Origin of the sequence: Streptomyces sp. NPDC127190 (genome assembly GCF_042672505.1) — a bacterium.
Lineage (GTDB): Bacteria > Actinomycetota > Actinomycetes > Streptomycetales > Streptomycetaceae > Streptomyces.
Genome location: NZ_JBHXVE010000010.1, coordinates 146772 through 160921, shown reverse-complemented (window position 1 = coordinate 160921; position 14150 = coordinate 146772). Strand labels below are relative to the sequence as shown.

At 74.2% G+C, this 14150-nt stretch carries 9 protein-coding genes; 4 read left to right on the top strand and 5 right to left on the bottom strand.

The window, feature by feature from the left end:
• Positions 1-96: 96 nt before the first annotated feature.
• From ACFVIU_RS17870 to ACFVIU_RS17860, 3 genes are read right to left on the bottom strand one after another with little or no spacing between them, the layout of a single operon-like run.
• On the bottom strand, positions 97-1287 hold the full coding sequence (locus tag ACFVIU_RS17870; protein WP_385843444.1) for a VWA domain-containing protein: 1191 nt from the start codon (positions 1285-1287) through the stop codon (positions 97-99).
• Entirely contained in the window at positions 1284-3677 is a 2394-nt protein-coding gene (locus ACFVIU_RS17865) for a DUF5682 family protein (RefSeq protein ID WP_385843443.1), read from the bottom strand. Before ACFVIU_RS17865 ends, ACFVIU_RS17870 begins: the two co-directional genes overlap by 4 nt.
• Positions 3674-4804 carry an AAA family ATPase gene (locus tag ACFVIU_RS17860; protein ID WP_385843441.1) on the bottom strand — a complete coding sequence of 377 codons (1131 nt, stop codon included), beginning with the start codon at positions 4802-4804 and terminating at the stop codon, positions 3674-3676. Before ACFVIU_RS17860 ends, ACFVIU_RS17865 begins: the two co-directional genes overlap by 4 nt.
• A 131-nt stretch (positions 4805-4935) precedes the next feature.
• On the opposite strand from ACFVIU_RS17860, the gene ACFVIU_RS17855 reads away from it, so the two are divergent.
• Together ACFVIU_RS17855 and ACFVIU_RS17850 are read left to right on the top strand one after the other, a co-directional pair.
• Positions 4936-6306: an SWIM zinc finger domain-containing protein gene (locus tag ACFVIU_RS17855; RefSeq protein ID WP_385843440.1), complete on the top strand. Its 1371-nt coding sequence runs from the start codon at positions 4936-4938 to the stop codon at positions 6304-6306.
• 58 nt (positions 6307-6364) lie between these two features.
• Entirely contained in the window at positions 6365-7987 is a 1623-nt protein-coding gene (locus tag ACFVIU_RS17850; RefSeq protein WP_385843438.1) for a DUF5691 domain-containing protein, read from the top strand.
• Positions 7988-8257: 270 nt separating this feature from the next.
• Here the strand turns inward: ACFVIU_RS17850 and ACFVIU_RS17845 are convergent, their stop codons facing one another.
• Positions 8258-8680 carry a cobalamin B12-binding domain-containing protein gene (locus tag ACFVIU_RS17845; RefSeq protein ID WP_385843437.1) on the bottom strand — a complete coding sequence of 141 codons (423 nt, stop codon included), beginning with the start codon at positions 8678-8680 and terminating at the stop codon, positions 8258-8260.
• A gap of 223 nt (positions 8681-8903) precedes the next feature.
• Here ACFVIU_RS17845 and ACFVIU_RS17840 point away from each other — a divergent pair, with 223 nt between their 5' ends.
• A complete protein-coding gene (locus ACFVIU_RS17840) occupies positions 8904-9755 on the top strand; it encodes an esterase/lipase family protein (RefSeq protein WP_385843435.1) in 852 nt (283 codons plus the stop codon).
• Positions 9756-9975: 220 nt separating this feature from the next.
• Positions 9976-11409 (top strand): peptidoglycan DD-metalloendopeptidase family protein, encoded by a 1434-nt coding sequence (locus tag ACFVIU_RS17835; protein ID WP_385843434.1) that lies wholly within the window; start codon positions 9976-9978, stop codon positions 11407-11409.
• A 66-nt stretch (positions 11410-11475) separates the two neighbouring features.
• Here ACFVIU_RS17835 and pcrA read toward each other — a convergent pair whose 3' ends face one another.
• Positions 11476-13944, bottom strand: coding sequence for a DNA helicase PcrA (pcrA, locus tag ACFVIU_RS17830; protein WP_385843432.1), 2469 nt, complete (start codon positions 13942-13944; stop codon positions 11476-11478).
• Between the last annotated feature and the right edge of the window lie 206 nt (positions 13945-14150).

The window sequence follows — 14150 nt, the reverse complement described above, 5'->3', positions numbered from 1 at the left end:
CCATGTGAATCGCAGTGATCTGCTCCGCACGGGCCGAGGGCGTTCGGCCGTCCGGGTGCACCCGCCGCGGCGGCCTCCTGCCGCTGCGGAGCCGCGTCACGCCGGGTCCGGTATCGGCAGCGGCCGCTTTTCCAGGGCCGCCGCCATCACCTCCGGGAACAGATCCGGGGTGCAGGCGAAGGCCGGCGCGCCGAGCGCCGCGAGCGCCGCCGCGTGCTCCCTGTCGTAGGCGGGCGCGCCCTCGTCGGACAGCGCCAGCAGCGCCACGAACTGCACGCCGGACGCCTTCATCGCCGCGACCCGCTTGAGCATCTCGTCGCGGATGCCGCCCTCGTACAGGTCGCTGATCAGCACCACCACGGTCTCGGCGGGCCGGGTGATCTGCGCCTGGCAGTAGGCGAGCGCCCGGTTGATGTCCGTGCCCCCGCCCAGCTGGGTGCCGAAGAGCACGTCGACCGGGTCGTCCAGCTGGTCGGTGAGGTCGACCACCGCGGTGTCGAAGACGACCAGCCGGGTGCTGATCGACCGCATGGAGGCGAGGACCGCGCCGAACACCGACGCGTAGACCACGGACGCGGCCATCGAACCGGACTGGTCGATGCAGAGGACGACCTCCTTCTTCACCGATCGCGCCGCCCGCCCGTAGCCGATGAGCCGCTCCGGTACGACCGTGCGGTGCTCGGGGAGGTAGTGCTTGAGGTTGGCCGCGATGGTGCGGTTCCAGTCGATGTCGTGATGGCGCGGGCGGTGCACCCGGGCGCTGCGGTCGAGGGCGCCGGTGAGCGTGGCCCGGGTGCGGGTCGCGAGCCGCTTCTCCAGCTCCTCGACCACCTTGCGCACCACCGCGCGCGCCGTCTCCCTGGTCGTCTCCGGCATGGCCTGGTTGAGCGAGAGCAGGGTGCCGACCAGATGGACGTCGGCCTCGACCGCCTCCAGCATCTCCGGTTCCAGCAGCAGCGAGGCGAGCCCCAGCCGGTCGATGGCGTCGCGCTGCATGACCTGGACGACGGAGGACGGGAAGTAGGTGCGGATGTCCCCGAGCCAGCGCGCCACGGACGGCGCCGACGCCCCGAGCCCCGCCGCACGGTCCCGCCCCGCCTGCGGTCTGTCCCCCTTGCCGTAGAGCGCGGCGAGTGTGCCGTCCATCGCGGCGTCCCGGCCGGACAGCGCGCATCCGGTGCCGTCGGCCTGGTCGCCGCCGAGCACCAGCCGCCAGCGCCGCAGCCGCTCCCGCGCCGGGTCACCGCCCGCCTCCAGCGCCGTCGCCGCCGGTTCGCTCGTCGTCATGTCCCCACCCCCGCAAAGCTGTTGTCGTCCCTTGTCGCCGGCTCCCCGTCCAGGCCCAGCAGCAGCCGCAGCACCGGCAGCACCGCGTCCGCGCGCTCGGTGTCGGGCTCGGCGGCGAAGCCCGGTGCCGGGGCGGTCCCGGCCGGCCGCCCGTCCGGCGCCCCGGGTCCGCGCCGGACCAGCTCGCCGAGCGTGCGGCGCACACCGGGGTCGTACGCCGCGAAGGTGCGCCGCAGCAGCGGCAGCACGTCGACGAACGCCTCCGCCGGTACGGCCGTCAGCCAGCTGTCGACCAGGCCCAGCAGCCGCTCGTCGTGCACCAGCAGCATCCCGCCCCCGCCGCCGACGAAGCCCTCGATCCAGGCGGCGGCGTCGGCGGGCGGGGTGCCCGGGGACAGCGCCAGTCCCATGAGCCGCGCCGCCTCCTCGGGCCGCACCGCCCCGTCGTCCAGCAGCAGCCGCACCGCCCGCCCCCGGACCACTCCGGGCACGCTGTCCCGCGACGACAGCGTCCGCAGCACGGCGCGCCAGCGGCCCCGCAGATCGCCGTGTCCGCCGGCGGCCGGTGTCTCCGCCAGCATGGCGACCGCGGTGTGCACGGCGTCCACATGGCCGCGCATCTCCTCCGCCGCGTCGGCGTCGAGGGCGGCGCAGGCCGGTGGCAGGCCGACGAAGATCCGCTCGGCGAGGCCCGCCGCGACCCCGCTCAGCGCCCCGGTGTCGGTGCCGCGGACGTCTCCGTAGCGCAGCGAGCGGACCAGGGCGGGCAGCGCCTGGGCGAGGTGGCCGACGTCGGTGGCGAGGGCCGCCCGGTCGGCGAGCACCCGCATGACCACGGGCAGGGCGTCCGGCAGGCCGGCCAGCAGGCACCGCTCGGCGAGGGCGGTGACCTCGGCGAGGGCACGCGCGGCGGTGGCGTCGGCCTCCGCCTTCGCTTGTGCCGCGGCAAGCACGGTCGTCCCCCAGACTCCCGCCTCGGCCACCCGCACCGACAGCTCCGGCTCCCAGCGCAGCCGCCAGGTCTCCCGGAAGGTGCCCGTGCTCCCCCGGGACCGGGACGGCTCGCCCCAGTCGATCCCGAGCAGCCGCAGCCGGTGCAGCAGTCTGCTGCGGGCCGTGTCGGTCTCCTTGCGCAGGTCCAGCTCCAGCTCGCGCTCGAGCGCCTCCGGCTTGAGCCGCAGGGTGCGCTGCTGCTTGGCCAGGTCGCGCTGGAGGGGTACGGCGGGGGCCGCGTCCGGGACCACGCCGAGGACGTCCCCGACCACCAGCCGGTCGTGCACCAGCGCCAGCGGCACGTCCGAGCCGTCGCACATCACCGCGCGCACCGCGTCGGTGGTCTCACCCAGGCCGGGCAGCGGGCGGCCGCGCATCGCCGCGAGCGTCTCGGCGAGCCGTACGGCCTCGATGACGTGCGCGGAGGACACGATCCGGTCCTCCTCGCGCAGCAGCCCGGCCACCTTGGTCAGCCACCGCTCCACGGGGCGGTCGGGGGCCCGGAACAGATGGCCGTACCAGCCCGGGGAGTCGATGCCCGCGCCGTATCCGCCCGCCCGGGCCAGCCGGCGGTGGGTCCAGGGCACCCAGGTCATGTCCGTCTTGACCTTGGGCAGCCCCTTGAGCAGGGCGCGGTCGGCGGTGACGGTGGTCCTCTGCCGCAGCGCGGGCACATGCCAGGCTCCGCAGACCACGGCCACCGCGTCGCCGAACTCCTTGGCGGCCGCGCGGAGCCGGAGCCGCATGTGCGCCTCCCGCACCAGATCCCGGGGGCGCCCGCCCGCGCCGTACCGCTCGCGCAACGCCTCCATGGCCTCGGCCAGCGCCGCGAAGGGGGCGAACGGCTCCCGGTCGCCGGGGCCCCGGTGCTCGACGACGTCCTCCCACCAGCGCTCGGGGTCGTCGTACCCGGCGGCCTCGGCCAGCACGGCGAGAGGATCGACCCGGACGTCCTCCGCGGCCCCGGCCGCGTCCGCCCCGGCCTCTGCGTCGGCGGCGCGGGGCTCCCCACCCTCCCCGGCCTCCTCTGCCTGCTCCCGGTCCTGCCAGGCGAGCGTGTGGGTCGCCGGGAGGTCGATGAAGCGGGCCGGGACCCCGTGCTCCAGGGCCCAGCGGACGGCCACCCACTCGGGGCTGAACTCGGCGAACGGCCAGAACGCCGAGCGGCCCGGCTCGTCCACGGCATGGGCGAGAAGCGCGACCGGCGGCCGCATCCCCGGGTCGGCGGCCAGCGGGATCAGCGCGTCGGCCTCGGGCGGGCCCTCGATCAGGACGGCGGCCGGGCGGGCGGCGTCCAGCGCGGCCCGCACCGCGCGCGCGGAACCCGGCCCGTGGTGCCGCACGCCCAGCAGGAGCGGCCCGCCCCCCGATCCGGTGGGCCGGCTCGGGCCGGTCATGCGCTCACCTCCCGGCAGGCCCGGTAGAAGTCGGTCCAGCCGTCGCGCTCGCGCACCACGGTCTCCAGGTACTCCTGCCAGACGACCCGGTCGGCCGCCGGATCACGGACGACGGCACCGAGAATGCCGGCGGCGACATCGCCGGGGCGCAGCACGCCGTCGCCGAAGTGGGCCGCGAGCGCCAGGCCGTTGGTGACGACCGAGATCGCCTCGGCCGTGGACAGCGTGCCGCTCGGCGACTTCACCTTCGTACGGCCGTCGGCGGTGATGCCGTCGCGCAGCTCGCGGAAGACGGTCACCACCCGGCGGATCTCCTCGATGCCGTCGGGCGCGGCCGGCAGGTCCAGGGAGCGGCCGAGCTGCTCGACCCGGCGGGTGACGATGTCGACCTCGGCGTCGGCGCTCTCGGGCAGCGGCAGCACGACCGTGTTGAAGCGGCGGCGCAGGGCGCTGGACAGGTCGTTGACGCCCCGGTCGCGGTCGTTGGCGGTGGCGATGAGGTTGAAGCCGCGGACCGCCTGGACCTCCTCGCCCAGCTCGGGGACGGGCAGGGTCTTCTCGGACAGGATCGTGATCAGCGTGTCCTGCACATCGGCCGGGATCCGGGTCAGCTCCTCCACCCGGGCCGTCATGCCCTCGGCCATGGCCCGCATGACGGGGCTGGGGACGAGCGCGTCGCGGCTCGGACCGTGCGCGAGCAGCTGCGCGTAGTTCCAGCCGTACCGGATCGCCTCCTCCGGGGTGCCCGCGGTGCCCTGCACGAGCAGCGTGGAGTCGCCGCTGACGGCGGCCGCCAGATGCTCCGACACCCATGTCTTGGCGGTGCCGGGCACGCCCAGCAGGAGCAGCGCCCGGTCGGTGGCGAGCGTGGTGACGGCGACCTCGACGATCCGCCGCGGGCCCACGTACTTCGGTGTGATCACCGTGCCGTCCGGCAGGGTGCCGCCGAGCAGGTACGTCGCCACCGCCCACGGCGACAGCTTCCAGCGGGCCGGGCGCGGCCGGTCGTCCTGCGCGGCGAGCGCGGCGAGTTCCGCGGCGAAGGCGTGCTCGGCATGCGGGCGAAGCACCTGTGCGCCCTCGCCACGCTGCATTTCAGCGGTCGTCGGTTCCACGGTCACGGTCATGGCTGAGGCCCCCTCCAGCTCGGCCGGTTCGGTCTGGCATCCACCGTGCACCACGCCACTGACAATCGCTCTGACCTGCACAAACCCGCTCGCCGGGCCGATTGTCAGTGGGGGGACCTACCGTCGGTGGCATGACTGAGCACGGGGAGCGCTGGACCGTGGAGCAGGTACTGACACTGGCGCCTGACGCCGCGTCACGCACAGCGGGGAGCAGGCTCGGTACGGCCGGGCCGTGGTCCGGGACGGGGTGCGGGAAGGAGACGGTGTGGGGGCTGTGCAAGGGCAGCGGCAGCAAGCCGTACCAGACGGTGGTGGACCTCACCGGGCCGGCGTACAGGTGCAGTTGCCCCAGCCGTAAGTTCCCGTGCAAGCACGCGCTCGGGCTGCTTCTGCTGTGGGCGGACGAGGGCGGCACGGTGCCGCGGGCGCAGCAGCCCCCGGACTGGGCCGAGCAGTGGCTCGCAGGCCGCCGCAGCCGGACGGAGAAGGGGGACAAGGGGGAGAACGGCGAGGACGGGGAGGACGGTCGGGCGTCGGCCGACGGCGGTTCCGCCGACCCGGAGGCGGCGCGGCGCCGGGCCGAGCGCCGTGCCGAGCGGGTCACGGCGGGCGCCACGGAGCTGGAGCAGCGCCTGGCCGACCTGCTGCGCGGCGGCCTGGCCGCGGCCGAGCAGGCGGGGTACGGCCTGTGGGACGAGACGGCGGCCCGCATGGTCGACGCCCAGGCGCCCGGACTCGCCGCCCGGGTACGGGAGTTGGGGGCGATACCGGCCTCCGGCGCGGGCTGGCCGGCACGACTGCTGGAGGAGTGCGCGCTGCTGCACCTGCTGGACCAGGGCTGGCTGCACCGCGACCGGCTGCCGGACGCGCTCGCGGCCACGGTCCGCGCCCGGATCGGCCTGCCCGGCACGGCGGACGGCCCGCCGGTGCGCGACCGCTGGCTGGTCCTCGCCCAGTACGACACCGTGGACCCGAAACTGACGACGCGCCGGATCTGGCTGCACGGCGCCGCGTCCGGAGACACCCGGCTGCTGCTGTCCTACGGCGCGGCCGGCCGCGCCCCGGAGCTGTCCCTGCCGGTCGGCCTGGCGCTGGAGGCGGAGCTGTCCGCGTACCCGGGCGGCGGACAGTCCCGGTCCGCACTGGGCGAGCGGTTCACCGCGCCCGCACCGGCCGGGTTCCGCCCGTCGGGGGTGGACACGGGCGAGGCGGCCGCCCGATACGGCGCGGCGCTGCGCGACGACCCGTGGCTGGAGGCGGTCCCGGTGACGCTGGACCGGGTGATACCGGTCCAGGACGGCGACCGGTGGCAGCTGGCCGACGCCGACACCGACAGCGCGCTGCCGCTGACCCCGGCCGCCCGCTCCCGCCCCGGCCTGTGGCGGCTGGTCGCCCTGTCCGGCGGCGCGCCGGTACGGGTCTTCGGCGAGTGCGGTCACCGCGGTTTCACCCCGCTCACCGCCTGGGCGGAGGGGCCGGGCGAGGCGGTGCCGCTGTGCTGACCGGGCCTGCCTCCACGAAGACGAGCGGACACCGCGCACCCCACCGGAAGGGACGGCCATGAACGCGTTCTCCCCCACCAGCCCGTCACCCGCCCCCGCCTGGGACGACCTGGTCACGGCCGCCCTCCTGGGCACCGACCGGCGGCCGGCGGCCCGTGGCGCGGCCGGGCGGCCGGCCCCGGTCGCCCTGCTGGACGAGGCCGCCCTGGCGACCGTACGGCGGCGGGCCGGGCTACGTCCCGGGCGCGCCGCGCGGCGGCCGGAGCGGGCGCCCGAGGACCCGCGCCCCGCACTGCCCGCGCCGGCGGAGCGCAGACTCGTGACGCTGCTCGCCGACCGGTCCGGCGGCGCGTCCGGGGGCCGCCGGGGCAGCTCCCCGGACCTGACGGAACTGCTCCCGCAGTGGCTCGCGACAGCCAACGCACAGGGGTACGCGGCCCCGCCGCAGACCCTCCCCGCGCTGCTGGACGCGGCCCGCGGCCGTACGGATCTGCGCCCGGCGGCGCTGGCGTTCGCGGGCCCGCGGGCGCTGTGGCTGGCCCGGCTCAACCCGGACTGGCGGTTCGCCCTGCGCGCGGCCCCCGGCGGCGGCATGTCGCTGCCCGGCCCCGAGGACGACGAGGGAACCCGGCGGCTGTGGCAGGAAGGGCTGTTCGCCGAGCGGGTGGCCCTGCTCGGCGCGCTGCGCGCCCGGACCCCGGCACACGCGCGCGAGCTGCTCGCCTCGACCTGGGCGACGGAGCGCGCGGAGGACCGGCTGATGTTCCTGGACTCGCTGCGCCTCAACCTGTCCGCGGCGGACGAGCCGTTCCTGGAGCAGGCGCTGGCCGACCGCAGCCGCAACGTCCGGGCGACCGCCGCCGAACTGCTGTCCGCGCTGCCGGGTTCGGCGCTGGCCGCGCGCATGGCCGTACGGGCCACCGCGTGCGTGGCCGTGGACCGTACCGGGGACGCTCCGGTGCTCGTGGTGGAGGCGCCGCACGAGTGCGACGCCGGCATGGAGCGGGACGGCGTCGTGGCCAAGCCGCCCACGGGCCGGGGGGAGCGGTCGTGGTGGCTGGGGCAGCTGGTGGAGGCGGCCCCGCTCGGGATCTGGCCGGGGCGGCTCGGCGGGCGCACGGCCGAGCAGATCGTGGCGCTGCCGGTGGCGGACGGCTGGCAGGGCGAGCTGCACGCGGCCTGGTGCCGGGCGGCGGTCCGGCAGCGGGACGCCGAGTGGTCACGGGCGCTGCTCGGCTCGCCGTCGGCGCCGGAGGCGGGCGGCCCGGGCGCGGTGTCGCTGGCGGAGCGGGCCAAGCTGCTGGCCGCGCTGGAACCGGCGGAACGCGCCGAGTGGGTCGCCGGGTTCATCGCCGTGCACGGCCTGTCGGAGGCGTTCCAACTGCTCGGCGTGTGCGCGGTGCCGTGGGCCGGCCCGCTCGGCCGGGCCGTCGTGGACGCCCTCAACATCGCCCGGGACGCCGGGAGTTACCCGTGGAGCTTCAGCGGGGTGATGGGGCTGGCCGAGCGCTGCCTCGACCCGGCGGAGGCCGGCCGGCTCCAGGCGCTGCTCGCGATACCCGACGAGCGCGAGGACGCGGCGCCGGGCGCCGGGGGCTACTGGGCGGAGGCGTTCCAGCGGCTGGTCACCACACTGCGGTTGCGCTCCGCCATGACCGAGGAGCTGACGAGGGCCGAGTGAGCCGTCCCGGCCATCGGGCACCGAGCACCGGGCACCGGGCACCGGGCACCGGGCACCGGGCAGTGCGTACCGGTCACCGGCCATCGAGCACCGGGTTTCCGGCTCGCGCAGCCCGGCGATCACGTCGCCCGGCCGTCGCGTCCGCAGCCCGGTCCGCGGCGGACGGCACCGCACAGCTCCCGGCGCGCCCCGGCCGGCCGGTGGTGCCGCTCGCCGGCCCGGCCCGGTCCGCGGCGGCCGGGCTCCCGGCCGCATCCCGGACCTGCCCGCTCAGTTCCCGGACGCCGCCGGCTGGCGGACGTTCTCCCGCACCCACTCCACGATCGACGTGGTCGTCGCGCCCGGCGTGAAGATGGCCGCGACGCCCTTCTCCTTCAGCGGCGCGATGTCCTCCTCCGGGATGATGCCGCCGCCGAAGACCAGGATGTCCTCGGCCTCGCGCTCCTTGAGCAGGTCGATGACCGCCGCGAACAGCGTGTTGTGGGCGCCGGAGAGGATGGACAGACCGATCGCGTCGGCGTCCTCCTGGATGGCGGTGTCGACGATCTGCTCCGGGGTCTGGTGGAGCCCGGTGTAGATGACCTCCATACCGCCGTCGCGCAGGGCGCGCGCGATGACCTTGGCGCCGCGGTCGTGGCCGTCGAGCCCCGGCTTGGCGACCACCACGCGGATCGGACCGGCTGCCACACCCATCACTGCCTCCATCACAGGACCACGGAAGCGATCGCTTCCGTCCGTACCGACAAGTACCGCACTTTTGATGCGTTCCGCCACCGTCACGAAGTGAACGAACGTTATCCACAGCATCCCGCAACCGGCAGTTTTACGGGGGGCACCGAGGGGGAAATCACATGGTGGGACATGAGGGCACACGGGGGAGCGGGCCGTCCCCCGGCGTGCCGACAGGAGGTCGGCCATGAAGGTCACCGGGGTAGTGCCGCTGTTCCTCCCGCTGTGCCGTCGGCTGTGGCCGGGCAGACTGGCCGGACTCTCCGTGGCGCTGCTCAAGGCGACCGCCCTCGAGGCCGCGATCCTGACCGGACATCTGCTGCTGTATCCGACCGGCCTGTCCCAGGAGCGCCGCCCGGCCGGCCCGCCCGCCGCGGACGGCACGGCACAGCTGCCGGTGCGGCCGGGACCGCCGGTGGTGCTGCTGCACGGCTTCATCGACAACCGCTCGGTGTTCGTGCTGCTCCGCCGCCATCTCGCCCAGCACGGCCGGCAGCGGGTGGAATCGCTCAACTACTCTCCGCTGACCCGGGACATCCGCACCGCGGCGGAGCTGCTCGGGCGGCACATCGAGGAGCTGTGCGAGCGCACCGGCAGCGCGCAGGTCGACATCGTGGGGCACAGCCTCGGCGGCCTGATCGCGCGGTACTACGTGCAGTGCCTCGGCGGCGATCTGCGGGTGCGCATGCTGGTCACCCTCGGCACGCCGCACTCCGGGACCCGGGTGGCGCCGCTGGCCGACGCCCATCCGATCGTGCGCCAGATGCGGCCGGGCTCCGCGGTCATCGAGGAGCTGGCCCGGCCCGCGCCCGGCTGCCGTACCCGCTTCGTCAGCTTCTGGAGCGACCTGGACTCCATCATGGAGCCGCTGGAGACGGCCTGCCTGGACCATCCCGATCTGGACGCGCAGAACATCCGGGTCTCCGGCATCGGGCATCTCGCCCTGCCGGTGCACCCGGCCGTCGCGGCGGGGATACGCGAGGCCCTCGACTCGGCACCCGCCGGGGACCTGAGCGCGGGCGGTCTGACGGTGGCCTGAGACGCGGTCCGGCACCGGCCCGCCGGTGACGCACGGTCACCCGACCTCGAACGCTCATCGAACAGAAGGCCAAGGTCGCGTCCGGCCTCCCCCGAAACACGGCCGATTGCCCGTTTCCCGCCACCTCGAAACCAGCCGAAGATTGTCGCGCCCGTATACCGCCGGGTACAGTCGCCGCACTGCTCTGGCAGCCCCTGTTGTCGAGGCGAAAGAGAAGTTGGTGAACGACCGTCACCCGTCGGGGACCATGACCACCCCGGCCCCGGCTTCCGACGCCTCGACCGCGCACTACGCGCCGTACGGGACACCGGAAGTCCATTACGACGACCTCACCACGTACGGCGGCCACGGCGCCACCGGATTTCCCGCCGGGGCCGGGAACGGCACGGCCTTCGACACGGACCCGCTCTTCGGCAGCCTCCCCGGCGACCCGCACTCCACCGGCGCGTACGACACCACGCAGTGGCAGACCGGCACCGGCCAGGTCCCGGCCCACGACGCGTACGCGGCCCAGCACCACACCGGCTACGACTCCGGCGCCTACGACAGCACCGCCTGGACCTTCCCCGCGCAGGCCACGGGCAACGACGTCAGCGGTGAGTGGGACGCGAGCGCCTGGCTCCAGCCCGAGCAGTCCGGCGCCGCCGACGCCACCCAGCAGTGGGAGTGGGGCACCCAGGCCTTCGACACCGGCGCGTACGACGCCACCCAGTGGAACCCGGCCGAGCAGACGGCCGTACCGGCGGAGCCCGAGCAGGGTGCCGAACCGTTCGACCAGCAGCCCACGGCGACGTTCGAGCAGGTGGCGTACGACGATCCCGCCGCGGACGAACTCCCCGAGCAGCCCGGGCTGTTGGAGGAGCAGGAAGAGGTCACCCCGGCGCCGGTGACCCGCGCGGGTGCGCGCGGCGGGGCGCGTTCCCGGCGCCGTACGCCCGCCAAGCGCTCCGCGCTGCTGACCATCGCCGTGCCCTCCGCGTGTGTGATGGGGGTCGCCGGGATCGCCGCCGCCTCCGTCGGCGCGCTGACGGACGACGGCGGCAAGGACACCACCGCCACGGCCTCGGACGCGCACGCGGTTGCGCCCTCGGTCGCCAACAGCAAGCTGGACACCCAGCTGCGGACGCTCTCCGCCGGCGCCGACGACTTCGCCGACCGGGCGAGCCGTACCCAGGAGCGGATCGACCTCAAGAACCAGCAGGAGCTCCAGAAGAAGAAGGCGGCCGCGGAGGCCGCGCTCAAGGAGCGGCTGCGGCCCAAGTTCGTGCTGCCGGTGACGCAGAAGGGGCTCAGCGCCTACTTCGGGCAGGCGGGCGTGAACTGGATGTCGGTGCACACCGGCATCGACTTCCCCGTCGCCTACGGCACCACGGTGATGGCCGCCACCGACGGCACCGTCACCACCAAGTGGAACAGCGCCTACGGCAACATGCTGATCCTGACGGCGAAGGACGGCACGCAGACCTGGTACTGCCACCTGTCCAGCTATCGCGTCCCCTCCGGTACGACCGTGAAGGCCGGCGATCCGATCGCCTACTCCGGCAACTCGGGCAACTCCACCGGCCCGCACCTGCACTTCGAGGTGCGGCCGGCGGGCGGGGCGGCCATAGACCCCCTGCCGTGGCTGCGCAGCCACGGCCTGGACCCGACGTAGGGCACCGGACGGAGGGCCCCCGGTGCGACGTAAGGCACCGGACGGACGGCCGCCGGTGCCGTCCTGCTAGAGCTTCTCGACCGGCGCGTACCGCAGCAGCAGCCGCTTGGCCTTGCCGTCGCCGAAGTCGATGGTCGCCTGGGCCTTGTCGCCCACGCCGGACACGGCGACGACCGTGCCGAGTCCGAACTGGTCGTGCGTGACCCGGTCGCCGACCGCCAGGGACACCACCGGCTTCTCGGAGGCGCGCCGGGTGGCGAATCCGGAGGCACCCGACGCCGAGGAGCGGGAGCGGGTGGTGGACAGCGAGGCCGCCACCCCGGACGAGACCGGCGCGGTCGCCCCGGTCCGCTTCCACTCCACATGGGTGGGCGGGATCTCCTCCAGGAAGCGGGAGGGCGGGTTGTACGACGGCTGACCCCAGGCGCTGCGCATCGCCGACCGCGTGAGATACAGCCGCTCCCGCGCGCGCGTGATGCCGACGTACGCCAGGCGCCGCTCCTCCTCCAGCTCCTTGGTCTGGCCGAGGGCGCGCATGTGCGGGAAGACGCCGTCCTCCATGCCGGTCAGGAACACGACCGGGAACTCCAGGCCCTTGGCGGTGTGCAGGGTCATCAGGGTGATGACGCCGTCGCCGTCCTCCTCGTCGGGGATCTGGTCGGAGTCGGCGACCAGGGCGACCTGCTCCAGGAAGTCGGCGAGCGTCCCCCGCTCCTCCTCGCCGCGCTCCTGCTCGAACTCCAGGGCGACGGAGGCGAGCTCCTGGAGGTTCTCGATCCGGGTCTCGTCCTGCGGGTCGGTGGAGGCCTGCAACTCGGCCAGGTAGCCGGTGCGTTCGAGCACCGCCTCCAGGACGGTCGCGGGTCCGGCGCCGGACTCGACGATCGTGCGCAGATCCTCCATCAGCGTGTTGAACCGCTTGACCGCGTTGGTGGAGCGCGCGGCCATGCCGTACGCCTCGTCCACCCGCTTCAGTGCCTGCGGGAAGCTGATCTTCTCGCGCTGGGCGAGGGCGTCGACCATCGCCTCGGCGCGCTCGCCGATGCCCCGCTTGGGGACGTTGAGGATCCGGCGCAGCGGCACCGAGTCCTCCGGGTTGGCGAGCACCCGCAGGTAGGCGAGGACGTCCCGGACCTCCTTGCGCTCGTAGAAGCGGACGCCGCCGACGACCTTGTAGGGCAGGCCGACGCGGATGAAGACCTCTTCGAAGACACGGGACTGGGCGTTGGTGCGGTAGAAGACGGCGACGTCTCCCGCGCGTGCCTCGCCCGCGTCCGTGAGGCGGTCTATCTCGTCGGCGACGAACTGGGCCTCGTCGTGCTCGGTGTCGGCGACATAGCCGGTGATCCGGGCGCCCTGGCCGGCGTTGGTCCACAGGTTCTTCGGGCGGCGGGACTCGTTGCGCTCGATGACCGCGTTGGCGGCGGACAGGATGGTCTGTGTGGAGCGGTAGTTCTGCTCCAGCAGGATCGTGGTCGCGTTCGGGTAGTCCTCCTCGAACTGGAGGATGTTGCGGATCGTCGCACCGCGGAAGGCGTAGATCGACTGGTCCGCGTCACCCACGACGCACAGCTCGGCGGGCGGGATGTCGTACTCGCCGGGCGGGACGTCCTCGTCGTGTTCCCCGGTGCCGACCAGTTCGCGCACCAGCGCGTACTGGGCGTGGTTGGTGTCCTGGTACTCGTCCACCAGGACGTGCCGGAAGCGGCGGCGGTAGTGCTCGGCGACGTCGGGGAAGGCGCGCAGCAGGTTGACCGTCGTCATGATCAGGTCGTCGAAGTCGAGCGCGTTGGCCTCGCGCAGCCGCGACTGGTAGAGCGCGTAGGCCTGGGCGAGGGTCTTCTCGAAGCCGTCGGTGGCCTGGGCGGCGAAGTCCTCCTCGTCGATCAGCTCGTTCTTCAGGTTGCTGATCTTGGCGCTGAAGGACTTCGGCGGGAAGCGCTTGGGGTCGAGGTCCAGGTCGCGGCAGACCAGGGCCATCAGGCGCTTGCTGTCGGCGGCGTCGTAGATCGAGAACGACGAGGTGAAGCCGAGCTTCTTCGACTCGCGGCGCAGGATGCGCACGCACGCGCTGTGGAAGGTCATCACCCACATCGCGTTCGCGCGCGGGCCGACGAGCTGCTCCACGCGCTCCTTCATCTCGCCCGCGGCCTTGTTGGTGAAGGTGATCGCGAGGATCTGGCCGGGGTGGACATGCCGCTCGCCGAGCAGGTGGGCGATGCGGTGGGTGAGCACGCGGGTCTTGCCGGAGCCGGCGCCGGCGACGATGAGCAGCGGGGAGCCGGCGTGCACGACCGCGGCGCGCTGGTTCTCGTTCAGCCCCTCCAGGAGGGCCGCCGAGTCGATGGCGGGACGCGGGGCGCCGTCGCGGTAGTAGGAATCCCGGTCCGGCGGCACGTCGAACTTCCCGCCGAACAGATCGTCCGGAAGCGGCTCCGGAGCGTGATCGTCCTCGGTCGGCGGCGGGGGCTCCTCCTCGTGCCCACGCGGGGGCTGGAGGTCCGCCAGGAAGCTGTCGTCAAAGAGGCTGCTCATCGCTCTCCGAGTCTAGGGTGCCCCACCGACAACCGGTCGCCGTCCCCGGAACCCGGCCGACCGACGACCCCGCCGATCACGGCCCGCGGGGCGCCCGCCGACCGCTCACGCTGCGGAAGCGCCTGCTCACGCGCGTAGACAAGTGCCCCCAGGTCACGGAAATGTATCGGACATACCTCGCACCAACCTTCACAGGACGCACACGA

Coding starts and splice junctions, on each gene's coding strand:
- ACFVIU_RS17870 (WP_385843444.1), bottom strand. CDS start 1,287: ATGACGACGAGCGAACCGGCGGCGACGGCGCTGGAGGCGGGCGGTGAC.
- ACFVIU_RS17865 (WP_385843443.1), bottom strand. CDS start 3,677: ATGACCGGCCCGAGCCGGCCCACCGGATCGGGGGGCGGGCCGCTCCTG.
- ACFVIU_RS17860 (WP_385843441.1), bottom strand. CDS start 4,804: ATGACCGTGACCGTGGAACCGACGACCGCTGAAATGCAGCGTGGCGAG.
- ACFVIU_RS17855 (WP_385843440.1), top strand. CDS start 4,936: ATGACTGAGCACGGGGAGCGCTGGACCGTGGAGCAGGTACTGACACTG.
- ACFVIU_RS17850 (WP_385843438.1), top strand. CDS start 6,365: ATGAACGCGTTCTCCCCCACCAGCCCGTCACCCGCCCCCGCCTGGGAC.
- ACFVIU_RS17845 (WP_385843437.1), bottom strand. CDS start 8,680: ATGGGTGTGGCAGCCGGTCCGATCCGCGTGGTGGTCGCCAAGCCGGGG.
- ACFVIU_RS17840 (WP_385843435.1), top strand. CDS start 8,904: ATGAAGGTCACCGGGGTAGTGCCGCTGTTCCTCCCGCTGTGCCGTCGG.
- pcrA (WP_385843432.1), bottom strand. CDS start 13,944: ATGAGCAGCCTCTTTGACGACAGCTTCCTGGCGGACCTCCAGCCCCCG.